Annotated in this window: 35 protein-coding genes and 3 tRNA genes; 3 read left to right on the top strand and 35 right to left on the bottom strand. The window is 44.0% G+C overall.

What is annotated here, in order from left to right:
- Positions 1-9: 9 nt before the first annotated feature.
- From BLW33_RS02365 to BLW33_RS02220, 32 genes are all read right to left on the bottom strand, one after another.
- Positions 10-588: a hypothetical protein gene (locus tag BLW33_RS02365; protein ID WP_090304686.1), complete on the bottom strand. Its 579-nt coding sequence runs from the start codon at positions 586-588 to the stop codon at positions 10-12.
- Positions 589-714: 126 nt separating this feature from the next.
- Positions 715-1,014: a hypothetical protein gene (locus BLW33_RS02360; RefSeq protein ID WP_090304671.1), complete on the bottom strand. Its 300-nt coding sequence runs from the start codon at positions 1,012-1,014 to the stop codon at positions 715-717.
- The gene (locus BLW33_RS02355) at positions 1,011-1,223 is read right to left on the bottom strand and encodes a hypothetical protein (protein ID WP_090304670.1); all 213 of its coding nucleotides are present in this window, start codon (positions 1,221-1,223) and stop codon (positions 1,011-1,013) included. The genes BLW33_RS02360 and BLW33_RS02355 overlap by 4 nt, the downstream gene beginning before the upstream one ends.
- A gap of 15 nt (positions 1,224-1,238) precedes the next feature.
- Positions 1,239-3,473, bottom strand: coding sequence for a phage minor capsid protein (locus tag BLW33_RS02350; protein ID WP_090304668.1), 2,235 nt, complete (start codon positions 3,471-3,473; stop codon positions 1,239-1,241).
- Complete coding sequence (locus BLW33_RS02345; protein ID WP_242911580.1) at positions 3,460-4,980, bottom strand: phage portal protein; 1,521 nt, start codon at positions 4,978-4,980, stop codon at positions 3,460-3,462. The genes BLW33_RS02350 and BLW33_RS02345 overlap by 14 nt, the downstream gene beginning before the upstream one ends.
- A gap of 5 nt (positions 4,981-4,985) precedes the next feature.
- Positions 4,986-6,398 carry a phage terminase large subunit gene (gene terL, locus BLW33_RS02340; protein ID WP_341456141.1) on the bottom strand — a complete coding sequence of 471 codons (1,413 nt, stop codon included), beginning with the start codon at positions 6,396-6,398 and terminating at the stop codon, positions 4,986-4,988.
- Positions 6,388-6,849: a transposase gene (locus tag BLW33_RS02335; protein ID WP_090304665.1), complete on the bottom strand. Its 462-nt coding sequence runs from the start codon at positions 6,847-6,849 to the stop codon at positions 6,388-6,390. Before BLW33_RS02335 ends, terL begins: the two co-directional genes overlap by 11 nt.
- A 260-nt stretch (positions 6,850-7,109) precedes the next feature.
- A complete protein-coding gene (locus tag BLW33_RS02330; RefSeq protein WP_090304663.1) occupies positions 7,110-7,634 on the bottom strand; it encodes a DUF1492 domain-containing protein in 525 nt (174 codons plus the stop codon).
- Between the two features lie 449 nt (positions 7,635-8,083).
- On the bottom strand, positions 8,084-8,278 hold the full coding sequence (locus BLW33_RS02325; protein WP_090304661.1) for a hypothetical protein: 195 nt from the start codon (positions 8,276-8,278) through the stop codon (positions 8,084-8,086).
- Complete coding sequence (locus BLW33_RS14275; RefSeq protein WP_242911571.1) at positions 8,271-8,909, bottom strand: dATP/dGTP diphosphohydrolase domain-containing protein; 639 nt, start codon at positions 8,907-8,909, stop codon at positions 8,271-8,273. Before BLW33_RS14275 ends, BLW33_RS02325 begins: the two co-directional genes overlap by 8 nt.
- Positions 8,902-9,090, bottom strand: a complete 189-nt coding sequence (locus tag BLW33_RS02315; RefSeq protein WP_090304660.1) for a hypothetical protein — start codon at positions 9,088-9,090, stop codon at positions 8,902-8,904. The genes BLW33_RS14275 and BLW33_RS02315 overlap by 8 nt, the downstream gene beginning before the upstream one ends.
- On the bottom strand, positions 9,090-9,308 hold the full coding sequence (locus tag BLW33_RS02310; protein ID WP_090304658.1) for a hypothetical protein: 219 nt from the start codon (positions 9,306-9,308) through the stop codon (positions 9,090-9,092). The genes BLW33_RS02315 and BLW33_RS02310 overlap by 1 nt, the downstream gene beginning before the upstream one ends.
- Positions 9,305-11,197 (bottom strand): phage/plasmid primase, P4 family, encoded by a 1,893-nt coding sequence (locus BLW33_RS02305; protein WP_090304657.1) that lies wholly within the window; start codon positions 11,195-11,197, stop codon positions 9,305-9,307. Before BLW33_RS02305 ends, BLW33_RS02310 begins: the two co-directional genes overlap by 4 nt.
- Positions 11,194-11,514, bottom strand: coding sequence for a hypothetical protein (locus BLW33_RS02300; protein ID WP_090304655.1), 321 nt, complete (start codon positions 11,512-11,514; stop codon positions 11,194-11,196). Before BLW33_RS02300 ends, BLW33_RS02305 begins: the two co-directional genes overlap by 4 nt.
- Positions 11,511-13,268, bottom strand: a complete 1,758-nt coding sequence (locus BLW33_RS02295; protein ID WP_176966589.1) for a hypothetical protein — start codon at positions 13,266-13,268, stop codon at positions 11,511-11,513. The genes BLW33_RS02300 and BLW33_RS02295 overlap by 4 nt, the downstream gene beginning before the upstream one ends.
- Positions 13,255-14,247, bottom strand: a complete 993-nt coding sequence (locus tag BLW33_RS02290) for a hypothetical protein (RefSeq protein ID WP_242911570.1) — start codon at positions 14,245-14,247, stop codon at positions 13,255-13,257. The genes BLW33_RS02295 and BLW33_RS02290 overlap by 14 nt, the downstream gene beginning before the upstream one ends.
- Positions 14,247-15,233, bottom strand: a complete 987-nt coding sequence (locus BLW33_RS02285; RefSeq protein ID WP_090304653.1) for a DNA-methyltransferase — start codon at positions 15,231-15,233, stop codon at positions 14,247-14,249. The genes BLW33_RS02290 and BLW33_RS02285 overlap by 1 nt, the downstream gene beginning before the upstream one ends.
- On the bottom strand, positions 15,220-16,593 hold the full coding sequence (locus BLW33_RS02280) for a helicase-related protein (protein ID WP_090304651.1): 1,374 nt from the start codon (positions 16,591-16,593) through the stop codon (positions 15,220-15,222). Before BLW33_RS02280 ends, BLW33_RS02285 begins: the two co-directional genes overlap by 14 nt.
- Positions 16,593-17,057 (bottom strand): DUF669 domain-containing protein, encoded by a 465-nt coding sequence (locus BLW33_RS02275; RefSeq protein WP_090304649.1) that lies wholly within the window; start codon positions 17,055-17,057, stop codon positions 16,593-16,595. The genes BLW33_RS02280 and BLW33_RS02275 overlap by 1 nt, the downstream gene beginning before the upstream one ends.
- A gap of 18 nt (positions 17,058-17,075) precedes the next feature.
- Positions 17,076-19,199 (bottom strand): AAA family ATPase, encoded by a 2,124-nt coding sequence (locus tag BLW33_RS02270; protein WP_090304647.1) that lies wholly within the window; start codon positions 19,197-19,199, stop codon positions 17,076-17,078.
- The gene (locus BLW33_RS02265) at positions 19,200-19,439 is read right to left on the bottom strand and encodes a hypothetical protein (RefSeq protein WP_090304646.1); all 240 of its coding nucleotides are present in this window, start codon (positions 19,437-19,439) and stop codon (positions 19,200-19,202) included.
- On the bottom strand, positions 19,414-19,725 hold the full coding sequence (locus BLW33_RS02260) for a VRR-NUC domain-containing protein (protein ID WP_090304644.1): 312 nt from the start codon (positions 19,723-19,725) through the stop codon (positions 19,414-19,416). The genes BLW33_RS02265 and BLW33_RS02260 overlap by 26 nt, the downstream gene beginning before the upstream one ends.
- Complete coding sequence (locus BLW33_RS02255) at positions 19,715-19,993, bottom strand: hypothetical protein (protein WP_090304642.1); 279 nt, start codon at positions 19,991-19,993, stop codon at positions 19,715-19,717. The genes BLW33_RS02260 and BLW33_RS02255 overlap by 11 nt, the downstream gene beginning before the upstream one ends.
- Positions 19,974-20,402: a DUF5651 domain-containing protein gene (locus BLW33_RS02250; protein WP_207647792.1), complete on the bottom strand. Its 429-nt coding sequence runs from the start codon at positions 20,400-20,402 to the stop codon at positions 19,974-19,976. The genes BLW33_RS02255 and BLW33_RS02250 overlap by 20 nt, the downstream gene beginning before the upstream one ends.
- Before the next feature lie 41 nt (positions 20,403-20,443).
- The gene (locus BLW33_RS02245; protein WP_207647791.1) at positions 20,444-20,776 is read right to left on the bottom strand and encodes a hypothetical protein; all 333 of its coding nucleotides are present in this window, start codon (positions 20,774-20,776) and stop codon (positions 20,444-20,446) included.
- Entirely contained in the window at positions 20,769-20,993 is a 225-nt protein-coding gene (locus tag BLW33_RS02240) for a hypothetical protein (RefSeq protein WP_090304639.1), read from the bottom strand. Before BLW33_RS02240 ends, BLW33_RS02245 begins: the two co-directional genes overlap by 8 nt.
- A complete protein-coding gene (locus BLW33_RS02235; RefSeq protein WP_242911569.1) occupies positions 20,986-22,248 on the bottom strand; it encodes an SNF2-related protein in 1,263 nt (420 codons plus the stop codon). Before BLW33_RS02235 ends, BLW33_RS02240 begins: the two co-directional genes overlap by 8 nt.
- The gene (locus BLW33_RS02230) at positions 22,229-22,423 is read right to left on the bottom strand and encodes a hypothetical protein (protein ID WP_090304636.1); all 195 of its coding nucleotides are present in this window, start codon (positions 22,421-22,423) and stop codon (positions 22,229-22,231) included. Before BLW33_RS02230 ends, BLW33_RS02235 begins: the two co-directional genes overlap by 20 nt.
- Positions 22,423-22,572, bottom strand: coding sequence for a hypothetical protein (locus BLW33_RS14060; RefSeq protein ID WP_176966588.1), 150 nt, complete (start codon positions 22,570-22,572; stop codon positions 22,423-22,425). The genes BLW33_RS02230 and BLW33_RS14060 overlap by 1 nt, the downstream gene beginning before the upstream one ends.
- Entirely contained in the window at positions 22,559-22,717 is a 159-nt protein-coding gene (locus BLW33_RS14055; protein WP_176966587.1) for a hypothetical protein, read from the bottom strand. Before BLW33_RS14055 ends, BLW33_RS14060 begins: the two co-directional genes overlap by 14 nt.
- 6 nt (positions 22,718-22,723) lie before the next feature.
- Positions 22,724-23,017: a hypothetical protein gene (locus BLW33_RS02225; protein WP_090304635.1), complete on the bottom strand. Its 294-nt coding sequence runs from the start codon at positions 23,015-23,017 to the stop codon at positions 22,724-22,726.
- A gap of 32 nt (positions 23,018-23,049) precedes the next feature.
- Positions 23,050-23,247 (bottom strand): helix-turn-helix domain-containing protein, encoded by a 198-nt coding sequence (locus BLW33_RS02220; protein ID WP_090304633.1) that lies wholly within the window; start codon positions 23,245-23,247, stop codon positions 23,050-23,052.
- 155 nt (positions 23,248-23,402) lie between these two features.
- On the opposite strand from BLW33_RS02220, the gene BLW33_RS02215 reads away from it, so the two are divergent.
- The 3 genes from BLW33_RS02215 to BLW33_RS02205 all read left to right on the top strand — a co-directional run bounded on the left by BLW33_RS02215 (position 23,403) and on the right by BLW33_RS02205 (position 26,104).
- Positions 23,403-24,026 carry a LexA family protein gene (locus BLW33_RS02215; RefSeq protein ID WP_090304632.1) on the top strand — a complete coding sequence of 208 codons (624 nt, stop codon included), beginning with the start codon at positions 23,403-23,405 and terminating at the stop codon, positions 24,024-24,026.
- A gap of 4 nt (positions 24,027-24,030) precedes the next feature.
- On the top strand, positions 24,031-24,879 hold the full coding sequence (locus tag BLW33_RS02210; protein WP_090304630.1) for a hypothetical protein: 849 nt from the start codon (positions 24,031-24,033) through the stop codon (positions 24,877-24,879).
- Between the two features lie 169 nt (positions 24,880-25,048).
- Positions 25,049-26,104, top strand: coding sequence for a tyrosine-type recombinase/integrase (locus BLW33_RS02205; protein ID WP_176966586.1), 1,056 nt, complete (start codon positions 25,049-25,051; stop codon positions 26,102-26,104).
- Positions 26,105-26,244: 140 nt separating this feature from the next.
- Here the strand turns inward: BLW33_RS02205 and BLW33_RS02200 are convergent.
- The 3 genes from BLW33_RS02200 to BLW33_RS02190 all read right to left on the bottom strand — a co-directional run bounded on the left by BLW33_RS02200 (position 26,245) and on the right by BLW33_RS02190 (position 26,478).
- Positions 26,245-26,318, bottom strand: a tRNA-Gly gene (locus tag BLW33_RS02200).
- Positions 26,319-26,326: 8 nt separating this feature from the next.
- Positions 26,327-26,400: transfer RNA gene (locus BLW33_RS02195), tRNA-Cys, on the bottom strand.
- Between the two features lie 3 nt (positions 26,401-26,403).
- Positions 26,404-26,478: transfer RNA gene (locus tag BLW33_RS02190), tRNA-Gly, on the bottom strand.
- Positions 26,479-26,497: the final 19 nt, after the last annotated feature.

Genomic DNA, 26,497 nt, shown 5'->3' with positions numbered 1-26,497 from the left:
TTTACCTCGTTATTTAATATTTCCGAAAATTGCGGCCAACTGATCGTTTTGATCGGCTGTGCTCTGGCCACCAGCACCCCCGACCTTCAATCTCCCAGCTCCACCTTCTGCGCTATTTTTAAGAGCAGGGATATCCTCTAAAACTTTGTTAATCGCCGCTTTAAGTGCGTCATCTTTAACGGCACCTTGTTCATCGACAACGTCCTTAAAATCGGCCAATTTGACCACATATGGGATGTTCTTCATATCCACATTGAGCTCAGAAGCCAGAGTATAACAAGACTCATTGATTTTGGCCTGGGTAACTTGTGCTTTTAGCTGTTCGAGCTCATTTTCCACCTGACTTTGATGCGCTGCGGATTCCTGGGCGGTAGTCTCCTGATTCTTTTTAAAATCAGCCATCGCCTGTTTCGCTTCTTCTTCACTGAGCCCCTGTTCCTTGAAAAATGACTTCATCACGCCTTTTTCGGTCACTTCTGCCTTTTTATTCAGGATTTCCTCCAATTTGCCATAGTCGATTTGTTGAGCCTGTGCCGGTTGTGCGGCCGGCTCTGTCGTTTGCTGTGTGGTAACTTGTCCATCTGCCATATTGGTCCTCCAGTTTTAGGTGTGTCTCACCATAGATTAGTCCAGTTTTAAGGGTGTCTCCCTGTTCACGCACCTTTTAACGCCGTATCGTGTTTGGGCATTAAAAAAGCACCGCCTAAGCAGTGCTCAATCAATCATAAATTTTTTGATATATTTCAAAATCATGTACGCCACGAATGCAGAAACCGCAATCAAAATTGGTCTTTCCAATAAATTTACAACTAGCGTTAAAAAATCCTGAAATGATACCAGGTCCATCTTTTCGATCACTATGTGGCTCAACGTTACAACAGATGCGTAAATGGCCACTACTGCAATATACGCTGGAAATCCAAATTCTAAAACTTCGATGAAATAATCTATAATTTTTTCAAAAGTCCCAATATCTTTTTTCTTTTCCGGTGTCTTAACGGGTCTTTTAATCATTTTTCCAGCCGGTACGGGCACGGTGCCCCATCAAAGTAAACATCATTGGGCTTAGTCTCCCCGCTGTAATCAGGGTACATTTCACAATTACTCTTTTGCGGGGTATCCTCAAATGGAGGCTCCCCATATGCGTACCGGCACCCGATGCAGACAATATTGTCATTGACATGCTTCCCCCCGAATACCTGGGGCTCTTTTGTGTATGCCAAACAAACCACCTCCTATCAGTCGTGGTAATCCTTTTTACTTCCCGTCCACTCGTTGGGATCCTGTTGGAAAGTATTATATCCCTTTTCGGGCCTCACTTCCACATCCATGTAGATTTTACCGCCATTTTTTTCTATTTTTTTAATCTTGTAGGTTGCACCACGTTGGATGATGATTTCATCCTCATTGGTAAATGCGCTCCACGGCCTGGCATACATCATCTTTGTTCCCTTTGGGGCATACACATTGACGATGACAGGTTTATGGCTAAATCCAGAGCCTTTATTGGTAGCACAGCTTAAAAAGTTATCAAAGGTATTAGACCGCCCAACAAATTGTTGTAACTCTACCTCAGTCATAGATGCCATGTCAGTAGTACCTAAAAACAAATCAAAGGCGTTGCTGTCGCACCCCCGTTGCAGCCAGATATCAAAATCATAAGAAGACTGATTAATCATCTCTGTTAAGTCTCGAATCTTTTGACCTTTACCCTCAAAGTCAATCCAGACCTTATCCGGTCCAACATAATACTTTTGTTCCCATCCGCTGCCGCTTTGATTCCACGGCTTTCTAAACCCAGCCAATGGGCGATTAAAACCACCAGATCCGGCGGTATAATCATAAAGTCCATCTTTGGCGCCCTGGGATGAAACTTTATAAACAGCATCGGCATCTGGCTTAAGCTCAGCGTCCGCCTTAGCCCAATCCTTAAACCAATGCGCCTTATTTTTACGCTCATCGGTGTAGGGATCATCGGGGTTCGGATTGCCTGCCACAAATTTAGACGGACCGGATAACGCAGATAATTGGCTCTCCAGGTCATCGACTTTGAGCTTTGCATCCTCATAATCAATGCCTTCTTGCTCCCAATCCAGCAATTTATTATATTTGTCAGTAAATTCTTGTTTCTTTCCGGCATCCAAGGTTCCAGACTGGATTTGATTGATGTAATAATCTTTTTTAGCCTGGATGGACACTTTTTTAACCAGGTAATCAGAGACGATGACGTCATCTTTCCAAACCCCAGATAACACCGTCCTAGTATCTGCATTAGTCAAGGCTTGTTTTGCCACAGCGAGAGCTGAGGACAACGCCCGCTTTTGTGCCAGGATTGGATTCGGGATATAATTTTTAGTTTTCAAGGTTAATCCACGGGTGCCTTCCCGGGCATAATCCCGGCGTAAAATATCTGGGTAAGCATCCATGAGAGCAGACTGTTTCATCTGCCACTGCCCAACCTTGCCTTTATAATATGTCACATTATCTGGATCAAGGTTGCCCTCACTCAATCGCTTATATCGGCGGATTTGACGCTCGTTATAGCGTTGTTTTTGCTCCAGGGCATAGTTTTTATTGACGGTGTCCGTATCTTTACCAGCGCCATCAATATTAATCCCATCAAACCAGGTGCTCATAGTGTGCCGGCAATTGGGATGGAATAGCCCACCGGCGATGGCCTCAGATAATAACGGGTGATTGCCATCCGCCTTACCACCAGAATAAACATCGTCAATATAAATCCGCCCTTGCCACGGTAGGCAAGTAGGGGAACATGCTCCATATTGTGATACCCTGACCAGATGGACGCCCCAAGCATCCCGAGCGGCGCCCTCCCCAACCAAATAAGCCCGTTTGTTGGATGTCCTGAGTGCCATTTCTGCGTAGGATGCAATGTTAACACGGCGGCCATTGGCATACTCAATGCAATTGATACCGGCGGCCAGGAAGTCTTTAGTGGCCATATCAATGGCCTGGTTGACGGTCCCTGCTCCACTATTGGCGTAGGTTGCGGCTTTAAAAATGGTCCGACGGTAAACATCATTGGTCATTCTCAGTACCGCTGTTTCAGCATGGGTCATATCCTTCATGGTAGCCGACACCAGAGCATTCATTTTATTGTCATTGAGCTTAAAAAAACTACCCTGGATACCTTTTGGGTTCCGCTTTGGTGCGACATAACCCTTTTGTAAGGCTTTGAGGATAGTTTGCTCCTGCTTAAGTCTGCCCGTTTGCTGGGCCGCTTTTAATGTGCTCTCAATATTGGTGTTGATGGTGCTAAAGTAGTTGCCAAATAGAGCTTTGTTATTTTTCCTAAACCGGGTCAATTCATTCAGCTGTTCGGCTTGCCACATCGTCCAATCAAAACCTTCCAGCTCTTGATCATCAATATGTTTTGACAGATTCCGGCGCATTGATAAGATTAACTCTTTTTCAATCTCCTGGAATGCCTTGGCGATATCATAATCCGGCATCTGTGGTCACCACTGGTTCTGGATTGGTCGGTACATCTTCCACAATCTCATTTCCAACGGCTGGTTCCATCATTTCAGCGATGCCCTGCTCTTGCTTCAGACGGTCCACCTCTTCAGTTTTCCACTGCGGATCCTTGCTATCTCCATACAACTCATCAACGGCTGCCTCAATGGACATAATTCCGCCGGTTCGGGCCTTGGCCACGGTCTCAACCTGGGCCTCAAAGGATGGATTTGCGTACTCTCCAAAATCCACATCCACCTGGACTGCATCGGACGCACCCCCAACATTTGACCATTGACGGTATGCAGATAAGACCGTCTCAATGAGGGAGGGTAACGCATCCTCTAAACACCCAACAATGGCGGCCCGGCTATACAGAGTGGCCTTTTCTTTTTCCCGTTGGGCTTCAGCGTTATCCAGCTTTTTTACGTCAATGCCCAGGGTGGATGGGCTGATCAATCCCTGCATACACAGATCCAGAGCAGTAATATAAGTGTTTAGATAACTGTCATGAGGGATGGCAGGCTGGATGACCTCAGCCTTTGGAGACTGCCCAGACTCTGGATTAAATAATCCTTTCGTCACGATGAACCGATTATCAAAGGCATTGGGGCGAATCAACATCCCGTTTTCTTTGTCCCTAGGGATAAGATTCTCTGGGATGTAGGTTTTAGACCTCCCAGCCCGAAGGGCATCCATCCATTGGCTCCATGCCTCATCAAGAGCGTCAAAATCATCGGTCTTTTTATCCAGGATACTTTGACCACGGCCCTCCCATTTACTGGATTCATAGATTATGAGAGGTACGGCCCACATTTGATTGGGGTCTGCAAACTCGACTCGTGCTAAATCTCCCGTGTCATCAATGGTGTTCAGTGGAATCTCATCACCGTTTTGGTTTTTGAGTACGTAATCCACATACCCCCGGCCATAAATCTCATGGAGGATGTACATTTTACCGCCACTTTCGCACTCAGATTTAAAAACGATTTTGTCCAGGCGGCCACGCTTGTATTTGATGTCGATTTTTTCCCCGCTGAAAAACTCCAGGATTGGCAATTCCGACATCTCAGGGTCAAAACTGATTTTGAAAGCCCCATCCCCGATGTAGAGCACTTCTTTAAGTGCCCGCTCCAGTAATTTGTTGAATTTGTTTTCGTCCGCCACGTCCATCCACAAATCCTCGTCAGCAGCGTTGATGAATCCAAAATCATTGAGATCATCCAGGACGATATCAGCCAACGTGTCCACGATGATGGATGGAAGACCGGTATGGATTTTCCGGATGTTCATGTTTGTGGATGGTACGGCTGCCCAAAAGCTATCTCTACGCCCTGGAATCTGTTTGTAAAGTTGATCCAGCTCATAACTGTCACCACGGTACCAGATGCGGTTTTTAATGGCATTTCCCTTATAATCCAAATCCTCATTAATGATGATTGTTGAGGCATAGGCCGGCTGAATTTGCAGCCAGCTTTGTATTTTATTTTTCAATTTATCCACCCATTTCATATCTGTACTCCCATCATGACCATGGTTTCCACCACCCCAGTGGTGCAGTCCGGGGCATCATCGTGTTTATTGGCACCCTCACGGCTATACTTATTCATGGCTAAAAAATAATCCGGCCACAGGTTCGCCCAGTTCGCCGGATAAATGACATTATTTTCTACTCGGGTACTGTTACTCAGTATCCGGGCTCTTTTATTTTTTGATTGATGGAACCAGGTCACATCACAATAATAATTGTCGTGCTCATCCTCCAAATGCCGCTTAACGGACCTTGCATATCCAGATCCACCATTATTGGACTCAATGCGGGCAAGACTCACATCATAGACATTGAGTTTTTCAGCCCCCAGGGGCTCAGTTTCGGTCATCGGAGCCTGGGTATAAATAATATCCAGGACATACGCACAATGATTATATAATCCATAAATGATGGTACATAGGTAATCATCACCTTCATCGGCGGTATCCGTGTAGCTATAAATACCCTCAAGCAAACTATTTCCATCATCATCCACTGGCAACTGGTCATAAGTTTTAAAGCTCTGATACAGGCGACCTTTAAGGTCTAGTGGATCCTGTTGATAGTTGGCATATAAGACATCCTCGTCCATGGCGTTTTTAAGCTGCTCAAATCCATCGTGGCTTAAAATACCTGGGCACAGCATGGTTCCGTCATCCTGGAGGGCCTTGTAATTAATGTGCTTGATTTTCAAATGCCCAAATTCATCCAGCACCCGGCCCACCAGATCATCGGACGCCCACCGGGTCATGACGATGATTATTTTGATTACGCCGCCCTCGATACGGGATAACATTGTCCCTTTAAACCAATCCCATTGTTTGTCTTTGTTGAGTTCATTAAAAGCCTCTTCTTTATTTTTGATGAGGTCATCGATGATTAAGAGGGTGCAGCCGAATCCAGTAGCGGTCCCCCCAGGGGACGTTGCCAGATAGCTGTTATATGCTCCTTCCAAGCTCCACAAATTCATTGCTCCGTCACCACGCTTGATAGTGACGTATGGGAAAACATCGCTGAATACAGGGATTAGAGGATGGGCCTTAACGGCCATGATGTCATCTCGCACCTTTTTAGAGGACGATTTAGACAGTATCTCGTTATAAGATCCCTTCATGATCCGTGTGTTTTGAGAATCACAGCCAAAAAACCACTCCGTGGTGAAGTCCAGGGTGTAGGTTTTCCCGTGCCTAGGGGGTGCGTCCAACACAAGCACATTAACATCCGATTGCGGGAAGTCCTGGATCTCACGGCATATCTCTTTGAGATGTGGCCGGTCATCGGCATAAAACTTAGGATCCATCAGGTGGCAATATTGCCATAAATCACGCCGGGCAAGCTCACATTTGGCCCAAAAGGCAATCTGATCCATTTTGGTTATCTTATTTGCCATTGGCCAACCTCTTAAGCTCTTCGGTGCTCAAATCCTTAAAGGGATTATTGACTTCCCCGGACATATTGACATTTTTAACGTCACGCCATTCAGCGGGCTTACGGTTTTTAAGCCAAAATATCTGAGCCGTTGTATCTGCCACCACGTGCTTGATGGTCCTAATCACTTTACGACTTCCATCTGGGTTAAATTCAGTTTTAATCTCTTCGTATTCGTAGCCTAATGCCCGTTTTAAGAGGGCATTTTCCACTTGCCTATCCACTACCTCTTTGCCGTTTTTTAAGGCCTCTGAAAACTCAACGAACTGGTTTTTCCACTTGTACAGCGTTGCCGGTGTAATCCCAATATTATGTGCAATCTGTTCGTCGGTTAGTCCATCCCTGGCCCACCCTTCGATGGTTAGGAGGCCTTCATCCGTTATCCATTTATGATATTTACCTTTTGCACCCATGGTCAAAGACCTCCTTCCAGGTTTGTAAATCAAATAATAAATCCAGCAATAAAAAGAGGACGCCGGTATGAAGAGCGCCCTCAAGGAGAAAGGAAATACATGAATTAAAAAGATTTAAGAGATACCATATAAATTAGGAGGTGACGGAAAAAGTCCAAACCGTCGTTCACACTGGAGCCCAAACCAGTGTGTTAATGTGCCTTATGACTGAGCACATTTATCTTTTTATTTCATGCTACCATAATATCACGGACCCAGGGCTAATGGGGGCTATTGTTTTTAATTTTAAAAGACCTTTTGATTTTTAAGTGGTCAATCCCTGATTGATGCAGACTCTTAACACTGGCGTAGCAATACGGCATTTCCATGAAGATTAACGGGACGCCGTTAATATAATGCTCATACAGGACATTGCGCTCATCGGTGTCCGTCAATGACTCGATAGCATCATTGATTAATCGTTGAGCTCTGACCGATCGGCTGATTTCTGACCGGATATCATCCTCAATGGTCAAGATCTCGATAATAATATCTGCTGCGGATTTGGATGCACTGCCATGAACGATGACGGGAGGCATATTATTTTTAACCTGGTCATCCTTGGTGAAGCACGGGATGCGTTTTATCTCATCGTCCGTATAATATTTAAAATACGTCGGGATTGGGGTAATGCGATCTCGTTGGTCCTCCCAATTTTTTTTATTGGTTTCAAGAGTTTTAATCTTGTATAATATTTTCTGGTACTGATTGAGCCATGATTTTTTTAATTTTCTTGATTTATTCAAGATTACCTCCTAAAATTCTATAAAATGAATTTTTTATATAAAAAAGCATTTGGGTTCAAGATGGTTCAAGATGGTTCAAGATAAATTTTGCATCTTGAACCTCTTCAAAGTACCTGTTTATGCGGTTTTATAGCATCAGTTCAACATGGTTCAAGATAAACACGATTTTCTTATATAAAATTAATACTAGTTAGATTCAAAAGAAGAACACTATATAGTAATAATATATAATAATATATAGAGCATCTTGAACCTTTGATTGTTAACCCAAGCAACAAGACGTTCCCATGCGGGTTTGAGGCGGTTCAAGATGGATTTTTACAGTAAATCATCTTGAACCTACTAAACCCGTAAACCCGCATGAATAGGACGTTTGAGGCGGTTCAAGATAAAAATCGCATCTTGAACCCATGTTGAACCTTTTTAAATAATTTAAATAAATTGATTTTTTATTTATTTAAATTAAATGACGAATGTTTTAAAATATATAAAATCAACATCACCACCGCTACCGCAACGGGGATGCTATATGGGTATGCAAACAGAAAAAACACTCCAAAAGCAAAACCAGAACCCAAGCCGATAATGGCCAAAACGATGGCCAACCACAATAAAAGCAATTTATTGACGATTTTCTTAATCATAATTCTCACCCATGATGGCCATTCTTGCTGGCAAATCCTGCATCTCAGGCCTTAAAATCTCTGTCTCAAGCAAACACATCAAATTCCAAATTGCAGCCGTTAAATGGTCCTCATCGGTATATCCAGCAGAATATTTTAACAAATGGCGCATACCCGAATCTAAAAATGAATGTGTTGGGATGCCTTTCTCCCAGTTCCGATCACCGTAGTGTGTGGAGCCTTTTTCAAAATGCTTGGCCAGCTTTAAAATTGCATTGGGTGGTAGCAGATCACATCGACCCTTGCCCGTGGCATCATCCCGAACCGCTCCAGTTGAAAACTGACGTTGATTGGGCTCATGAGTAGATTCAGGAACAGATTTAGACCAGTCAAAATCATCGAATTCCAGGATTGTATAACCATATGTATTTCCCAATGACACATAATCTCTATACGTCCCTACATCAAGTGTATAAGCCATTTCACTGCCAATATCATCATATGGATTATCCTCTATATATCTTGTTCCGTCGCGCCACTCCCTCCCGACTGAATCCATGTATCTGCAAAACACATCCGACTTGACCCATTTGTCGCAGTGCATCGCATATTTTCCTGGGTAATCTTTTATACTAAATTTAGGCTTATTCATTTTCTGCCTCCACCTCAACAAATTTCAGATAATACATTTCTTCCTCCGGCATTCCTATTTCAACGAGATGCTCCTTTGCATCTTCAATTGAATCAAACATTAATTCATTTCCATCTGCATCCAGCAAATACTCTAAATCATTCAGCGCTATTCCTTCGATATGACGACCTACAATTATCATTACTTAACCTCCAATCTCATAACAAATCCGTGGCCATCCCAATCCAGTTGCCATGGCCACGGGATGACATACACAGTATCCCGAGTCTCCACCGCTGGACCCTCTAACACCGGAATCCCATAACGACTAATCATCTCATGTAAGCAGACGGCGTAAGCCCCGACAATCACCATATATGTGGCAATGATAATGCAGATTATTTTCTTTTTTACGGTCATTCCTCGCCCTCCATCATGTAAACCCGACACTTTTTCCCATCGATTTTTTTATCAACGATTTTTAAACCAAAATGTTTATTAACCAATCTTGAAAACGCCACCGCACTCAAAGGTTTAAGGTTTGCACCGGCGCAAAACGTACTATATCCACGATACACAGCCTTGTTGGAGTTATGTAAAATGTCCATGATATCCGTCTCCTGGAACCACAACTCGATGGGGTTATTATCCAGGTGATAGGTTTTTAACTCAGCCTTAGATTTATCCGACACCGTAAAGCGTTGATTGACCATCACTCTTTTTAGTCCCTCAATACCGATTTTAGCCAGGTATTCCAGTACAGCCGGTTCCCGCAGCTTATATTTGATGTATGGGTCAAAATCAGCATCATCCTTACTAAACGTGGCATTAAACGGCACGATGATCAACCGGTCCAGGACAGCCCCGGATTGGTCCTTAATCCGTGGAATAGTGTTGGCGCTAAAGAGCATCTTGGCATAATTATTAAACTCAAATGGATTCTGACCTTTGAGCTCAGCATTGACCCGGTCCCCAGATACCAGCTTTTTAAAAATAGCTGCATTGGCGATGAACTCATCTCCAATATCATCCCCGATGTTGGCCAGCTTGCCAAAGAGCTCAGCCGTTTTAAATCGGTCTCCCAGCTCTTTGAGGTCCAGGGCTGAGGTGTTAACATCACCCAGTAATGTTTTGACCATATCCAGATAAGTCGATTTACCGTTTGCCTTATCCCCTGTCAAAATAAAAGCCTTGCGCAGCTCATTACGGCGATAAAAACAGTACCCGATGCACTCTTCCAACAGTGCCCGGATGTCGGGGTCCTGACAAGATAATTTATCCAGGACGTGATTAGCCAGGTCACTGTTGGCAGCCGGATTATAATCGCACTCAATACGGTTTGTGATGATTATACCCGGCTCAAAATCCACAAATTGATCCGTGTCCATATTATATAGACCGTTTTTAAATGCAATCCACCGGGCATCCGCCGATGGTGTATTCTCCCGGATCATCACGTCCAGATAGGCCAGTATTTCCCGGCGCTTACTCATGGTGATCCCGGGGATGATCTCAATCATCTCATGCTCAATATCGGCATAATTGGAGGTGTAAATCCCGTCCCCGTACATATGCAGCCGCCCATTGATGCGGACAATGTGGTTATTATTTTTAAGGTATTCTGCCACCACCTCAATGTGGAGATTTCTTCCAGCGCCAAAATCCGGCTTGCTGAAGGCCTCATCCCGGAGGATGGTCTTAAGCTCTGACTCTGGCAGCGGATCAAAGAGCACATAATCATTGATGATGTGGATGGTCTCCCGGATTTCCTCTACGCCTAATCCAGCGCTTTGGAGCGTCAGGATATACTTAAAAAAAGCATCGTTCCGGCCATCTCCGTCTTTGAGATTGTTAAAATCCATGGAAGTCTTAACAGGTATCAACCATCTGGGGAGCACATCATACTCCCCAGAATCATTGGTGGAATCAAATAGGATTTCCCGGTCCTTACCGCCAACCTTAATCACCTCATAGCTGTTTTTATCGCCCAGCTTAACATCCATGGTCAGATTGATGGCGGACTTAAGATGATTTCCATTCTTTTTCAATCCGCCGTTTTTAAAAATAAAATGCTTCCCTCGAGTGGTCTTATAAATACGGGTATGGACACCCTTATCCTTAAGGATGTCCATTAAAACGTCTGATTCTTCTCCATCGTCCAGGTCAATCAATACGATTCCCGGAGCCAGCATTCCAGCATATTCCGGGGCATCTTTCACATCTTCCAGGGCATTAAATTTTTTCCGCCCTTTGATGGACTCAATGGCTTCTTTATTTTTAGTCTGGATATACCCTCTATAAATATTCATTCATTAATTTTCACCCTTTCGATATTCCGGCAAACGTCATTATTACAAGCCACAGTTTTTTTAAACATTTCGCCATAATGCTCGCTGTTGTCATTTAAAAACTTTTGAACATCTTCAATTTCTGTACCAGTGAGTAATTTCTTGAATATTTTAAAAATATTCTTAATATCGCAATCCCTGTATTTCTTCTTAATGTGCCTTTTATCATTATCCTCATATTCAACTTTTGTTTTTTCGTTCAGGCACAATGATTTTAAATCAATGGTTATAGATCCCCTGCTTTTAAACGGATTGCAATATTCCAAATGTACAATCATAATTTCACTCCAAAATCTCTTAATCGCCCAATGGCCTTATCGATGTACCACTGTTTATCCAGCCAGAGTGGCACCGGTACACCCTCCACAGACTGATTATAAATGCTGGCCCATTCTGGGGTATCTGCAAATTTTTCCGGGTTTTTCTTGGCGTTCTTGACCTTATAGAGTGACCCAGTCTTTTGGTTGTATGCAAATACCCTAAAGGTTCGGTTCGTCTGGATGTGGCCACCCTCAAATACCTTGATGGTTTTCAACTTCCCATTTTCATCCCGGATTTTTCTAGTAGTTACCGTTGGATTATAAAGAGCGTGGGAATACTTCCCGGACACCTTAACGATTTTTTGGAATTGGATAAACTCATTACATCCATTGATGGTATCCTCTACCGGGACACCATGGATAAAATACTCCAGCACTGCTGTTTTAAGGATTGGCAAATCATTGTCCAGGGGCTTTGGTTTTTTAACGTAGGCGCCTTTGGATTTAAAATTACCCTCATCGTCCACGATGATGTAATTATTGACATCCTTTTGATAAATCCGCGCATAGGTGTCAAATTCCAATTGCATCCTGGTCCGCTGCTCCCACTCAAAACAGATATCGTCAATAGTATTGAAGGCATCGTCCGTATCGGGGATTTTGATAATCAAACCATCGGTATTGGACTGAATCAACTCGCAATGCCCCTCTAATTTTTCGATTAGATCTAAAAGTAACAATTGCCCACCGACACAGACGTTATTGGCTTGCCGTGGGTCATACAGGGCGTTATATTTGTCCTTCATTGCCCCGTATGTGCTGTTGAGGACGATTTTAAGCGGTGCCTGCATGGGATTCTTATCGTGCTTATATTTGATTCTCAAATCCCGGATTTCCCGGTATTTGTCTGGATTGGCCATATTCCGGCTCCCGAATCCATACTCAATCATAAGAGCCGGGTAATAACTGGCCACGTCCACATTGAGATAGACGCCCTCTCCACTATACTTAGGTATCGCCCCATGGAGTCCGCCCCATCTAAAACTGTGGGGGACCCCGGCGACGTCAATACTAAGCTCTTTGGAGTAGTTGTGATTGACTGGGTTTAAATACCAGTCCAGGACATTTTTATATTTCCCCAATCTGAGAGTATCCGGGATAATCAAATCCCACTCGTCATCGTGCTTTTTTTTGGTGCAATTGAGGATTTTAGCCGATAACTGGGCCTTGGTTTTACCAACATCTGTCAGTGGGAGCTCAAAGGCTTTGATGAGCCCCATAACGCTGTCAAACTCTTCCCGCATCCGACAAAACACTTCCACCGTTTGCTCCACGTCATGGATGCAATATTTGATGGTGTCCTCAATTTCCCCTTGGGTCAATTTGCGATCAATATCAAAGGGAACGGACGTTTCCCGAATGTCGCTGCCCATGTAGCCCTCTAGCTGCTTAAGCCCCATAAACGGCGGCATGATGTCAAAATTAATGAGCGGTATTTTGTAAAAAAGCTGGCTGAATTGCCCTCCCTTCTGGCCTTTGACGATGATAAAATCATTGATTTCCTTTGGATTGAATCCACAGAGGATGCCTTTAAAAATCCATTGATCATAATTCCGGCTGTTATATCCGATGAAGATATCCTCTTTGTGCGCATTATAAAACTCTTCCAGGGCATCTTTGTCGTTGACGATGGAGGTTGTTTTCTCATTGATGACATCAATGAGCACTACCATCCAGTCATATTTAAAAACTTCGAAGTCATAAAAAATCATGCTTTAACCTCATCTTCCCACGCAACACCGATGTAATCCAGGACCCCCCCCATCCAACGTCATACATCCAATAATGCCACTCTTTTGGATTGTCTTCCCGCAGTCGATCAAAGCGATGGGGGCGTTTTTCCAGGTGGATGCCAAACCCGCACATTGAGCACCCTGTCCTCTGGGCTCTGGTAGTCCTCAGCGTCCCGTCAGAATCCCGGACAATTTCACCATAAATTCTTGGAACCGGAACCTCCAACTCCAACGCCAACTGCAATAAATCTTGTCGGTTAAAAATAGCAAATGGTGCCGACCGGGTGACCGTCTTACCGTAGTAGTTACACCCATGCTTGACGAGCGCCATTTCACGCTGTCCTCCTTCAGATGCCATGAGGCCTAAAAAAGGGCTACTCTTATGCTCTCTTGCCCAATCATTACAAGGTTTTTCTTTAAGGTAATAGCAGCATTTATTACTGACTAAAAATGGAGCTGTTTGATAATCTGTATCATATTTCTCGTTTTCTGGACCACCGAAGAGATTGAGCCACTTTTGGGGTAACCGCATCCGGGTACCTTTACGGTACCCACCTTGCTTGCCACAGTCCCCGGTAATGATGGCATTTCTAACCGTTTTATTTTTTTCTGTCGGATTCTGGAGTAGGGCGATTTTGCTAGCAACCTGTTTGGAGATGACTGGAAATCCAAACTCACTGATTACTTTTGCCTTGCTTTTGATAGGCTTTAGCTTAATGACACCAATCCCGTCATGAATTTGTTGAATGCTTTTGTCCTCCAGCTGAGACACCGATATAGCCGGCACATCAATCCCAATGGATCGGAGGAAAAGAAGTAAAGTGATGCTGTCGAGTCCGCCGACTGAAACGTGGCAGTTCTCAACCGTGTCATAAAACTCTTGGGCCCTTTGTGCTGCGTGCTGAACCTTAGCCGGATATGGCAAAGATTGCTTTTGCCTAAACTCATACGATTCCATTATAATTTCCTCCCATCCTCAATAATATCCTCACCCAACGCCCGCTCACAGTTAATGACCGCTTGCTCATAATAAGACTCTTTGAGTTCCACACCAACCGTTCGGCGGTCCATCCTAAGCGCCACATAATTAGTGCTGCCAATGCCAGCAAATGGATCCAGCACGATGTCCCCCGGATTCGTCCACAATTCCAGACACCGGGCAATTACATCCAACTGCAACGGGCAAATGTGCCGCTCGTCCTTCTCGTCCCTGGCATCCGTCCGGTTAAGAGTGTTAGACTGCCGGATATCCATCCACACCGGGCTGGCATAACGCCGCCATACTTGATGGCTATACACTGGATTATTGTTATATTTTTCGTGCTTCTCAACGGCTTCGTCGTCTGGTTTTTCCTGTTCTGTTTTTTCACCCTCTGGCTCGTGGTCACCATAAAATGTGGTAAACCCATCGGGATGGTTAATCATCTCCGGGTTATCCCCGGGTTTACGCATCGTGATAATATAATCCGGTAGGCCTTGGCGGCACATGGCGCTGTCCTTGACAATCTGCTTATGGAGCAGCCCCAGGGCATGGGTCCGGGTGGCTTCCACCAGCGGATCCTTCCACACAGTCACCCGGCTGTGATAAATAAATCCAAAATCCTCAAAGGTGCGAATCAATTTCCCTGGGAAGTCCTTCACCCCGATATAGCCGTCCCGGCTTTTCATCGCCGGCAAATCCATGCAGTGGAATGATAATAACCGCCCAGGCATCGTCACCCGATAAAGCTCTTGGATCAGATACTCAAAATGATGGTAAAACTCATCGTCTCCACGACTATTGCCCATATCCCGGTTACTGTTGCTGTAGGTGTATAAACTGGCAAAGGGTGGGCTAAACAGACTGTAATGGACGCTGTCATCCGGGATTCCCTCCAGGACTTTAATGCTGTCCCCGTTGTACAGGCTGTACCATTCATTGACTTTTTGGTTAAGCACTCTCATAAAATTCCTCCCAATCTGGCAGACTCATCATTACTTCTGGTTCATATGGCGTGACCATGCGGGCAGTCTGCTTGAGATTATTTTTTGTAATCTCTTTGGTATACTCGATCGTGGCCTCTTGCATTTTCTTGGCATCGGTCTCTTTGCGCTCGATATTGGATTTCACCGCCCCTTCCCGGGCTGATATGATGATATAGACATCCACAGGTTGATCCTGTCCGAACCGCCAACACCGCCGCATGGCCTGGTAATATTTTTCGTAGCTGTCCGACAATCCAACAAATACCATCTTGTGGCACTGCTGCCAATTCATCCCAAATCCTGCAATGGATGGCTTTGTAATCAGGCATTTAACCAGGTCATCGGAAAACTCACTCATAATGTCCATCTTGTACTGGGCCTTATCGGACCCCCGAACCTGGAAGCTGTCCTCGATTCGGTCATATAACCCCTGACTCTCAGCGTTGAGGTCACACCAAACCAGCCATTGGTCATCACTTGCGTTAATCAAATCGGCTGCCGCCTGACAGCGTAAATCCAGGGTATCTTTGCGGGCCTTACGTCGCTCTGTAAGGGTTAATGCCTCATCAATGGCAATGTCACCATCCACGATAATCTCATGGATATTTAGTGGCGGCAAATCATAACCAGTAACCTCGTATCCCAGGGATTTTGGATTGTCCATAAACACAGACCACCCCGCCATCCACTGCCAAAAGATATCCTCCGCATGACGTTTCAAACGCCATTTTGAGGTATTTCCACTATCGTGGACAAAGAATGTGGCTAACATCTCATTCCGGCTCATCACATCCAAAAATTCGGCATGATTTCCTAGCTCCATGTAATCATTAGGCGCCGGGGTAGCCGTACAGGCCAAACGATACCGGCAGCCTCTAAAAGCATCGATGATAGCGGTCCTGACCTTGCCTGTGAAGCTTTTAAGGATTGACGATTCATCCAGGACGACGCCTTTAAAATGCGTGGCGTCAAATTTGGCCAATTTTTCATAATTGGTGATATTGATACCGGGTACCACATCCGCCTGAGACTCACAAACCTGGACCGCTATACCAAACGCTTGACCCTCTCGTTTTGTCTGCTCTGTGACGCTCAGAGGGGCTAAAATAAGCACATCCCCGCCACAGTACAGGTGGACTTGATGCGCCCACTCCAACTGCATGATGGTTTTACCCAGTCCGCAATCCGCAAAGATGGCAGCCCGCCCCTTGAACAATGCCCACCGCACGATATCCCGCTGAAAATCATAAAGTTTGGGATTGAGAGTTAAATCACCCTCAATCCCGGCACTCATCATGATTTCATTTTTACGGTTTAAAAATGTCTCATAATCTTTCATTATTCATAAATTTCAATGACTTCGTAATTCCGGAAGCCTTTATTGTTTTCCTTGATTTCCAGTAAAAATTCCACCCCGTCCATACATTCCGCCACATCCAATAACATTTCGTTGAAGGCTTCCCAGTCTGAGCCATCACAATCGATGGGAGCTTCTGTTTCAAGAGATTCCAGGAATTTCAGCACAATGTCAATCTGGAAGCCCTGGGTGAGGACCTGATTCCAGAAGATCAGGCGGCCTTTATTGGTGTCGGATACTACCTTAAAGCAAAAGCTTGCCATGGGTGCCCCCGGGTTTTTAGATTTTTCTCCGGTGAGCTTGAGTTCCAGGGAGTTTAAGGCCACCTCGTATTCCCCCGGGGGGAGCTCTTCAAAACTCCCCCCATTCTTGCGGGCTTCCTTGGCATCTTCATTCAGACCTTTCAGGTCATATTCACGGTTCAGTTTTTTAAAATCAATAGTCATTTTATATCTCCTCGTCAATTAGTCTCTTGCTTTACGGGTTCTTCTGGTACGTTTAGGGGATTCTTCAATTGGTTCGGCATCGTCATCATCCACGGGTTCTGTCATTAATCGCTCAAATACAGCCTTTGTAATTTCCTGGGTGTATTCGTCATCCGGGGCTTTATCAAATGGTGTTTTACACACGCATCCACTGGTGGGATCCATCCAATACTTATTCTCACGGATAAATTCATCGTTACCTCCACCGGGTGTCCAGTTTTTTTCAGCCTCAGCGAGTGCGATATTAAATGCATCCTCACAAATTTCATCGGTAAATCCATCGTCCGGCTCTTCATCACCCACAGTTTTGGTGACACACCCTGATACAGGATCAAGCCAATACTTCACCTCATCTACCGGTTTAGTTTTCCGGCTCCGGCGGGTCTTTGGTTTTTCCTCTACCTTTTCTTCTGCTTGCGGTTCCTCTTGTTGGGGTTCTTCCACCAGGATTTCATCTTTCGTTTTTCTGGACCGTCTGCGTTTAGGCTTTTCTTCTTCCACTACTTCCGCTTTTGTTTCTTCTTGGGTGACTGGTTCTTCTGGTGCTTCATTGATTTGTTCATCATTGATTGGTTCTTCTTTCTTTGCCCGTCTCCCACGCTTTTTAGGCTGCTCTTTAGCAATACCGCCTTTAAGGGCTTCCCCATAGACCTCCATTAAAGCTTCATAGTCCAGCGGGATCTCACAGTCCTCAGCCTTAAGGCGTCCGCCACCGAAGATAACCTCATCGGATTTAAAATTAAGTGTCCGTACATTCCCATCTGTGACCACCCGGGCAACGATATCCACCATCCCAGAGACCTTATTGGCTGTTTTTTCCTGGATGTTTGGCTTGATTGCCGTGATTTTGTCCCCGGATTTTTTGGTAATATCTTTGCTGGTATCCTCATGGCTAATGAGCACGATGTTTTCGTAATCCAGATTCATAAGGCGCTTCATGGTACTTAAAAACTGAGTCCGCACGTAGTCCCAGGCTTTAAAGCTATTGTCGCTCTCATGCTCAATGCCCAATTTGTTGTAACACCAAATCCGGCAATGCTCGTAGGTATCCTCTAAGAGGTCAACCACGATGGTTTTAAAGTCATTGTCCTTTTTCTCAAGCTCCGTAATGGCATCCTGGAACACCTCCCATGCTAATGTGGTAATGGTCCTTCTCCCGTCAACCTCAACACTGTTTTTAATGGGGATGTAAGGCGCATCCACAAATTTGATGTTGCCGTCCGTATTGAGCATTAAGGGGTCCGGGAATTGATTGGCCAGGGTGGTCTTCCCGCTAAAGGGAGCCCCGTAAATCCAAATGGTTTTTTTAGATACCTTGTCCAGTGTTCTGCGTTCATTCTTTGGTAAAATCATGTAATCTATGTCCTCCTGACAATATTGTTTGTAATCACACCAGTTGCATAAATAGCCCCCGGTCTTAACATCAAAATCCTTGCACTCCAGGATGTGCTTAATCTCCTGGTAAAACTTAACGACTCTCTCCGGCTCATAATTCACCGGGAGTAAGTGCGGCTCCACATCGTGACATTTTGCAATGATGCGGCTGCGATAGGCGTATAATGACTCTTTATCTCCCTGCCTGATCCCGACTTTGGGGACCATGACATAGTACAGATTTCGGATTTTTCGCCTCGTTTGACTCTCATAAAAGTGTTTGTACTCTGTGAGCTGCCCGGAATCTTTGTACCGGTCATCACTGTTGGAGTATTTGAAGTCGTACAGGTCATACACCGGCACCATCCGGCGCCGAACCTTAACCTCATCCACCTGGACCAGGTAATCCATATAACCGATAAAATCAGAGGTCATAATAGATTGCTCAAACACTCCACCTGGAGGCAATAATGCCTTGGTCCGTGGAATCATCTCAGCCAGTTTAATGGCCTCATTAATGTGTGCATCGGTGATGATGGGGTAATTGCCATAATACTCAGCAATCGCCGCATCAACGCCTTTTTCCAGCCCTGTGTGGAGGGCCGTCCCTAAAAACAGCGCATTGGATGGGTTATCATCCGGCAGCGTTTTAAGCTTATCGATATACCGTAATTTATATCGATATTTACATTGGGTGAACAGGTCCACCCTGGAATGACTAAACTGCATCTATTCCACCAACCTTTGGCCACAGGAAACGCAGCACTTATCGTTCGGTAGAGATAGAAGGTTGACTTCTCCACACCTTCCACACACATAGGTAAAACCTTCAAACTCTTTAGATTCCGGAATTTCTTTCTCCAGGGCATCGATTGCCAAATCAAGCGACTCTGATAAAAACGGTTCTTTCTTCTTCAGATTGTTTAAATCACGACTTGCAATTTCAATTTTCTTTTTTCGTGTTATCATCCAAAATCTCCATAATTAATTTTTTAAAGCTCTCGTAGCCATTAGGGTAAAGCACCATCCCAATGCCCCCGGCATCTTTAATTTTGTCAATGTTCCAAAGCTGGAGGGGTGTCGGTTTCCCCCTTTCGGCTTTGAGCTCGATCCCTAAAAACAATCCATCGCAACAGACCAGTAAATCCGGTATCCCGGACCGCTGCATCCCACCGCCCCAGGTTTTCAGTACCCAGCAACCACGGCCCTCTAAAAACCGTCTCACCTTGAGCTCAAACTGCTTCTCAGTCGCCATCAATCAGTGAGGACAGTTCCAACAGCTCCCGCCGCAGGATTCTGATTTTATTTTTCATGAGCTGTTTGGTGGGCAGCCTATCAAGCTTTAGGTTTTTCATAGCCACAAACTCATTTACTCTTGTGTTCGATGGGTTCGGGTCATTTTTAACCCTGGTCAATTCCGCATCATAAGCCTTCAAAACTTCGTGATTGTCAATCACTGAGTTCAGGATGCCAGATGCTAATTCTAGTTTTAAATCAATATTTTCACATTTTCTTGCAGTCATCTGCAATCTCCTTCAAATCTGTAAATTTGTACATATACTCACAAGGGTTTGACTCATCCGTCACTGTTAAAATCGGGATAAAATTATCATGTAACACCTCTCTGGTCCGGCAACCCAGAACCCCTGGGCAATCACAGCATTTTATAGCCATTACTTCCTCTACCAGATCATAAAAATCATCCTGGGCTAGATTAAAGACCGGGTCACCGTACTTTCTGACGGGTTCCAGCTTTGGCACATAGTTTTTGACTTTCACCTTTAGCCGGTCATCGCTCTTCTTATCGATGCGCTCTTTAGCGTGGTGTATATAGCGTTTGGTGTATGTTCTGAGGTATTTCAGGTCTGTTTTTTCTTCCTTGCTGATATCCTTTTTTAGTATCTCGTCAATGTTTTCCAGCAAATGCGCCAATGATACTAAAGTAGTAATTTCACAGGTGGATATATAACTTTTCATTTCACTGTAAACCGCACATACCCCTTGCGGGTGGTCACCTTTGGATAGTCCATCACGAGGTCTTCGTAGTCCACCGGTTCAGCTGCTTTAAATGCCTTCAGATCCACGGTCTTACTGGTGACAGATGGGACGCTAGTTATTTTGATAAACTCATTATCAATGGATTTGATGCCATGCTCTTTCATGAGTGTTTCCAAGCTAGACTTCACTTCATCGATTTGCTTGTCGATAACCTTCTTGGATTCCGTCAGTTTGACCAAATCCGCAAAAGCCTTAATTCCAGCCTCGTTAAAGGCCACCTCATTGGGGTTAAGTAATTCGTTATTCACAGTCATCGTCATCTACCTCATTTTCTTCATCGTTCGCCGATACAAGGCCGTAAACAAGGCATGTTGTTATTGCTTTTTTATCCATATTGATGGATTCAGAAAGCAAGTCCTCAATTTTATCTACTGCAAGAATAATTTCAGTGATGATCGTTTCAAAGTCTCCTTTACAATCAATCTCCAATTTTCCTTCTGGGTCATCTGAATAAATCTTAATCATTTACAATACACTCCCTTAAAAATAATATTTCATCAAAATTTTTCCGTTGCTTCAAAGTTTTATAAATCTTTTCCTCCACGCTATCTGTGGTGGTGAGGTAATAATAAAAACAGGTCTTTTTCTGCCCGATCCGGCGAATGCGGGCCTTAGATTGGTCAAATAACTCCCATTGTAAAGGTGGGCTTAAATACACAATCCTCCGGGCCTTTTGAAGATTTAATCCCATGGCCCCGGCTTGATACTGCACAAAGGTGATACTGCGCTCACAGTTTTCGTAAGCCGTTAGATTAACTGCCTGGCCATTGACTGCGGATACTGGGCGATTTAAATGCTTAACTGCATCGTATGCTTTGATATACTCAGCCGTAAAATTGTAAAAAACAATCACCCGGTCATCGGCACTCTCAACCAAATCCGATAATGCAGCGAATTTATCCTCATTGTGATAAGCACAAATCTTGCGGCACCCCAGCATTGTTTTAAGGGGCGTATCCCCTACGATTTCCTCCCCATCCACAATGACGATGCGGTCATTGATAAATTGTTTGTGTTGAGCGGGAGGGTTAATCTTAATCACCTGGTCATTGACATCGGGTAATTTAAGAGCATCTTCTGTCTCCATAAACACGGCTCCATAATCGGCCAGCTTGCGCTTTAATCGATCAATGTTTTTATACCCAACAACTTGCTTGTGCCACATCCCATCCGTTGTTTTAAATGACTCTGTGACGCAATATTGCTTGTAAAACAGGCTTTTGGATATGGGCCACCCCAACATATGGATTTGGGATAAAAACAGCTCATAGCGTCCACCGCAGGGGGTTCCCGATAACAAAATCAATCCATCGTACTTCAGCTTTTTAATAAATTTGGTTACCTTGGCGGTATCGTGCATGATTTTGGATGACTCATCCAGCATCAGAGTAAAACCGCTCATTTTTTTAAATTCAGGACGCCGCCACACCAGTTCATAATTGATGACAATCACCCCGGGTTGTATTTCGGCGTCTTTTTTGGTATAATCAGTCACATTAAGATGTGGATAGTAAGCCGTGATGTGATTGATCCAATCACCCACCTTCGACTTTTGGCACACCAGCAGATTGTATTCGGCGGCTAACCTGACCATCTGCTCGGCACCTGTAAAAGTCTTGCCTAGTCCCATCTTGAGATAATGGGCGCATTTCATGCGTCCTTTTGTTTGCTCCAGGACATCCTCCTGGTGGGGATAAAACTCAATCATCTTCGTACTCAACGACGATTTCCACTTGACTGATAGCAAAATTAATCAGTGTTTCCACGACATCGACGATCGGCGTGTTAAGATCATGGGCTAACTCTTTCACCATCGCATGTGTTTGGTCGGTCACATTGAGCAGCCGACAAGGTGGCGTCGATCTTTTCCGCTTCTGCATTACCAGTTTTTCCATTAGTCTTCTTCCTCCCATTGACATTCATCATTCAGATTGAGATAATCACACAGATTCGCACAATCATCCGCACGGTCACATTCACAGCAACAGGCATTATTTAATCCACAGGTATTATCGGGACACTCGAATACGTTACATATTTTCATTTTGCATGTCCTCCCAAACCCACACCCCACCGGGTGCCATCACTGCCATCAGCCACTCCCCGCCAATTGCTGGGGTGCTGCGGCTCACATAGACTGCCAGGGCCACCACCAGAGCAGCTGCCGTGGCTACGATATACTTCTTCATGAATCATTACCTTCCAATCAATTCAACTCCCAGACGAGCCTGAACCATAAACAAATAGAAGGGTAACTTTGGGATTTTAGTAATCTGCTGGGACTTTGAATCCTTCTTTCCGTAAATAGCGAATGGGCATCCGCCGTATCTAGCGGAAGTCTTGAGCGTCTCCACATTAACCCCCATGATTGACGCCGCCTCCATGGGGCTGATATCCTTGCTGGACTTATCCCGATCCATCGCCTCGTTGAGCTCAGCAAGCTGGGCAGCGATGGATTCAGGGAGTTCCAGGGTTACCATTTGGGTCATGATAGGTATCCTTTCTTGCGTTTCCGTAAGTATCATGCAAAAAAAATTGGAAATGGGTTCTCAATCTTTAAAAATGGAATTAAATCATTAATCTCCTTTCTTGAAAAATCCCCATCCCGCTTGATTTTACGATACAAAGTGGCTTCGTTGATTCCTAAATGTTCGGCAACTTGTTTCATTGTTACCCCGGACATGATTACACTAATTTTGAAAGCTTTTTCATCAAACATTTTCTATCACCTCCTTTCTTGCGTTTCCGTAAGTAAATAATACATCACATTTTTTATAGTGTCAATACGCCAATGCAATTTTTTTTACTTTTTAGCTTTATATATTGCATTTATGCAAGTATTGATGTATAATGCACTTATGAACGGAGGTCATCATGAACGTTAAAGAAATCTTAAAAGACGCCCGTCTTTCCCACGGATTCACGATGAAAGAATTAGCAGAAGAAGTCGGAGTTAGTGAAGCCACAATATCCAGGTGGGAATCCGGCAATATAGAAAATATGAAACGTGATAAAATCGCATCGGTTTGTAAAATTTTAAATATACATCCATCTGTGATCATGGGATGGGACGATAACGTTATTCCGTTTAAAAGAACAAAATGTGAGTATACAGAAATAGATGTTCTCGGATCCGTCCCCGCTGGAACTCCAACAGAAGCCATGGAAGATGTTGTTGGACAAGTGGACATACCATCATCTTGGTTAGATTGTGGTGACCAATATCGTGCTCTTAAAGTCAAAGGTGATTCGATGTACCCAATGTACATCGAAGGTGATACTGTCATTCTTAGAATCCAACCAGATTGCCATAACAGACAAGACGCAGTCGTATTTGTTAATGGATATGATGCAACGCTAAAAAAAGTCATTAAAAATGACGATGGGACGATTACCCTTAAAGCGATAAATCCAGAATGGCAAAGTAAAACCTACGGGCCCGGGGATGAGGAAATAAAAATTTTCGGTGTTGTCGTTGAATTGAGAAGGGGGTTTTAAGCAAATGGAAAAGATGTTTATTGTCTCAGGGAGCGTTACCGAATGGATTGACAAATCAGAACAAGCCCTTAAAATATGCGGTTTTGAGGACATCACCGCTTACGGATTACGTGGATATATCGAATCCACGTATGATAAATTTGACAGATTTAATATCAATATTAGTCAACAACTAGACGGTAAAGTAAAAATTGAGATTGATACGGAACGGGAAGAGATGATTCCTTATTTTAAAGAAACCGTTGCAGCTTTATTCAAAGGAAGTCACACCCAACAACCACAATCATCACCCACAGTGAAAGAAACAAATAGTAATATCCATAGACTCAGAGATTTCGAAGATATTCAGAATATGGGGAATGTCAAACAAACTCCCCAACAAAGATATCAAAGTAGCACCATAGCGAAAAATCGCTTTAATTTTGGAGGTTGTGTAAAAATTGTTTTAATTTTTTTCGGAGTTATATTTTTGATAATTATGTTGTACAGTTGCTTTAGCACAGGAACGACGACTGTAAAAAACATTAAGCTGGAGGATTGTCAAAATATACCTTATGAAGATTTAGCACGATCGCCCGATCAATATAAATCACAAAGCATCACCATCAGTGGAACGGTTATACAAGTGATTGAAAGTGGGTCAGATTACCAATACAGAGTAGCGGTTGATGGTAACTATGACGAGATTTTTTTCGTAAGTTGCAAAGGAGTATCCAGTAATAACAGGGTTCTACAAAATGACACCGTACAATTCTGGGGAGCGTATAATGGTTTGATTACCTATGATTCTGCATTGGGTGGTCCAATCACAATTCCTAGCTTAATAGCATCTGGTTATAATATTTTAAACTAAAATAAAAAAAAAACGCCGCCCCAGTGCTACCAACACTGAGACGGCTTGACATACCGGGACCAGGATGGTCACAATACGCCTTAGACAAGCATAATTGTACCATCCAGCCCGGGTTTTTACAATAACCCCGGGTATTTTTATGCCCAAAATTAAATGGAGGTACGATTTTATGGCAAAGAAAAAACGAATTGAACGGAAAGTGGTTGTTGACACCGATCTATTTGGTAAACCCATCCGAAAAAGTTTTTATGGTTTTACCAATCGGGAGATTGACGAAAAAGTTAGGGCGTACCAAAAGAAGATACTCCTGGAAGAGGAAGAGCTGTCCAATATCACATTTGAAGAATATTCTGATTTCTGGGTAGAAACTTATAAAGTTGGGGTGGTGTCTGACCTCACTTTAAAAAATAGCTATTACGCCAGCCTGAAGATATTAAATGAGACATTTGGGCAGATGCCCATCCGCACAATTAACCAGGCTCAAATCCAGAAATTTTTTAACACCAACAAATGGCGGAATAAATGGCAGGTGAACCGCCTGCATCAAATCTTAAAGGCAGTCTTTGATGCCGCCATCCAGAATGATGTCATTAAAAAAAGCCCGGTGGTCAACATTCGCAAGACTTCAGCCACCCCAAAAGGTAAACAGGCCTACACCAAAGAGGATTATCGCCGTGTCCTGGAATATGCCAAAACCCACCCAGATGGCATTGGCCCTTATATCATTTTAAAAACCGGTTTGCGCCGGGGAGAGCTGTGTGGACTCAAATGGTCTGATATCGATATGAATACCATGGTCTTAACCGTTAATCGCTCTATCACTTTTGAGGATGGGCATCCCATCATCAATAAGGGTAAGACCGTTAATGCTCTGCGTCAGATACCTATAGATTCAGAATTTTGTGCCTTTTTATCGACTTTTAATAAAAAGACAGGTTATGTTATAGGTAAGGACCATAAAAAGCCTGCAAACCCGCACAATTATAACGCTAGGGCCTACGCCAGATTTATATCGGATCTATGCGATGACCTGCCAGACATTCCCCGACTCACATTACATGAGTTACGCCACACCTATGGGACGATTTTATATCAGATTGGTACACCCCTGGATACCATTGCCGATGTCATGGGACACGGCGACATCCAGCTAACCAAATCCATCTATGTGCATAGCACCGTGGAAGATGCCAGATGCCGAATTGATTTTACTAAAATCCCTTAATCTGTACGACAATTTTACGACAAAAGTACGACAAAACAGGCGATTAATAAGCAATAATTATAAAGATTTACTAATAAAAAAAGCTCCCAGTCAAACGACTGAAAGCTTTTATTTATGCGGTTTTCCGCTTCATATTAAGATGGAGCGGGTGAAGGGAATCGAACCCTCGTAACCAGCTTGGGAAGCTGGGGCTCTACCATTGAGCTACACCCGCAGGATGTATGGAGGTGCTACCCAGAATCGAACTGGGGATAGAGGTGTTGCAGACCTTTGCCTTACCGCTTGGCTATAGCACCATATGGAGCGGAAGACGAGATTTGAACTCGCGACCCTCGCCTTGGCAAGGCGATGCTCTACCACTGAGCCACTTCCGCTTAAATTACTATTTTTTCT

The organism is Eubacterium aggregans (assembly GCF_900107815.1).
GTDB classification, from domain to species: Bacteria; Bacillota; Clostridia; order Eubacteriales; family Eubacteriaceae; genus Eubacterium_O; species Eubacterium_O aggregans.
This window is presented reverse-complemented; position numbering and strand designations above follow the sequence as displayed.

Bases quoted from the DNA above. Each gene is read 5' to 3' on its own strand.
- BLW33_RS02365 (WP_090304686.1), bottom strand. From the start codon at position 588: ATGGCAGATGGACAAGTTACCACACAGCAAACGACAGAGCCGGCCGCA.
- BLW33_RS02360 (WP_090304671.1), bottom strand. From the start codon at position 1,014: ATGATTAAAAGACCCGTTAAGACACCGGAAAAGAAAAAAGATATTGGG.
- BLW33_RS02350 (WP_090304668.1), bottom strand. From the start codon at position 3,473: ATGCCGGATTATGATATCGCCAAGGCATTCCAGGAGATTGAAAAAGAG.
- terL (WP_341456141.1), bottom strand. From the start codon at position 6,398: ATGGCAAATAAGATAACCAAAATGGATCAGATTGCCTTTTGGGCCAAA.
- BLW33_RS02335 (WP_090304665.1), bottom strand. From the start codon at position 6,849: ATGGGTGCAAAAGGTAAATATCATAAATGGATAACGGATGAAGGCCTC.
- BLW33_RS02325 (WP_090304661.1), bottom strand. From the start codon at position 8,278: ATGATTAAGAAAATCGTCAATAAATTGCTTTTATTGTGGTTGGCCATC.
- BLW33_RS14275 (WP_242911571.1), bottom strand. From the start codon at position 8,909: ATGAATAAGCCTAAATTTAGTATAAAAGATTACCCAGGAAAATATGCG.
- BLW33_RS02315 (WP_090304660.1), bottom strand. From the start codon at position 9,090: ATGATAATTGTAGGTCGTCATATCGAAGGAATAGCGCTGAATGATTTA.
- BLW33_RS02310 (WP_090304658.1), bottom strand. From the start codon at position 9,308: ATGACCGTAAAAAAGAAAATAATCTGCATTATCATTGCCACATATATG.
- BLW33_RS02305 (WP_090304657.1), bottom strand. From the start codon at position 11,197: ATGAATATTTATAGAGGGTATATCCAGACTAAAAATAAAGAAGCCATT.
- BLW33_RS02300 (WP_090304655.1), bottom strand. From the start codon at position 11,514: ATGATTGTACATTTGGAATATTGCAATCCGTTTAAAAGCAGGGGATCT.
- BLW33_RS02295 (WP_176966589.1), bottom strand. From the start codon at position 13,268: ATGATTTTTTATGACTTCGAAGTTTTTAAATATGACTGGATGGTAGTG.
- BLW33_RS02290 (WP_242911570.1), bottom strand. From the start codon at position 14,247: ATGGAATCGTATGAGTTTAGGCAAAAGCAATCTTTGCCATATCCGGCT.
- BLW33_RS02285 (WP_090304653.1), bottom strand. From the start codon at position 15,233: ATGAGAGTGCTTAACCAAAAAGTCAATGAATGGTACAGCCTGTACAAC.
- BLW33_RS02280 (WP_090304651.1), bottom strand. From the start codon at position 16,593: ATGAAAGATTATGAGACATTTTTAAACCGTAAAAATGAAATCATGATG.
- BLW33_RS02275 (WP_090304649.1), bottom strand. From the start codon at position 17,057: ATGACTATTGATTTTAAAAAACTGAACCGTGAATATGACCTGAAAGGT.
- BLW33_RS02270 (WP_090304647.1), bottom strand. From the start codon at position 19,199: ATGCAGTTTAGTCATTCCAGGGTGGACCTGTTCACCCAATGTAAATAT.
- BLW33_RS02265 (WP_090304646.1), bottom strand. From the start codon at position 19,439: ATGATAACACGAAAAAAGAAAATTGAAATTGCAAGTCGTGATTTAAAC.
- BLW33_RS02260 (WP_090304644.1), bottom strand. From the start codon at position 19,725: ATGGCGACTGAGAAGCAGTTTGAGCTCAAGGTGAGACGGTTTTTAGAG.
- BLW33_RS02255 (WP_090304642.1), bottom strand. From the start codon at position 19,993: ATGACTGCAAGAAAATGTGAAAATATTGATTTAAAACTAGAATTAGCA.
- BLW33_RS02240 (WP_090304639.1), bottom strand. From the start codon at position 20,993: ATGATTAAGATTTATTCAGATGACCCAGAAGGAAAATTGGAGATTGAT.
- BLW33_RS02230 (WP_090304636.1), bottom strand. From the start codon at position 22,423: ATGGAAAAACTGGTAATGCAGAAGCGGAAAAGATCGACGCCACCTTGT.
- BLW33_RS14060 (WP_176966588.1), bottom strand. From the start codon at position 22,572: ATGAAAATATGTAACGTATTCGAGTGTCCCGATAATACCTGTGGATTA.
- BLW33_RS14055 (WP_176966587.1), bottom strand. From the start codon at position 22,717: ATGAAGAAGTATATCGTAGCCACGGCAGCTGCTCTGGTGGTGGCCCTG.
- BLW33_RS02225 (WP_090304635.1), bottom strand. From the start codon at position 23,017: ATGACCCAAATGGTAACCCTGGAACTCCCTGAATCCATCGCTGCCCAG.
- BLW33_RS02220 (WP_090304633.1), bottom strand. From the start codon at position 23,247: ATGTTTGATGAAAAAGCTTTCAAAATTAGTGTAATCATGTCCGGGGTA.
- BLW33_RS02215 (WP_090304632.1), top strand. From the start codon at position 23,403: ATGAACGTTAAAGAAATCTTAAAAGACGCCCGTCTTTCCCACGGATTC.
- BLW33_RS02210 (WP_090304630.1), top strand. From the start codon at position 24,031: ATGGAAAAGATGTTTATTGTCTCAGGGAGCGTTACCGAATGGATTGAC.
- BLW33_RS02205 (WP_176966586.1), top strand. From the start codon at position 25,049: ATGGCAAAGAAAAAACGAATTGAACGGAAAGTGGTTGTTGACACCGAT.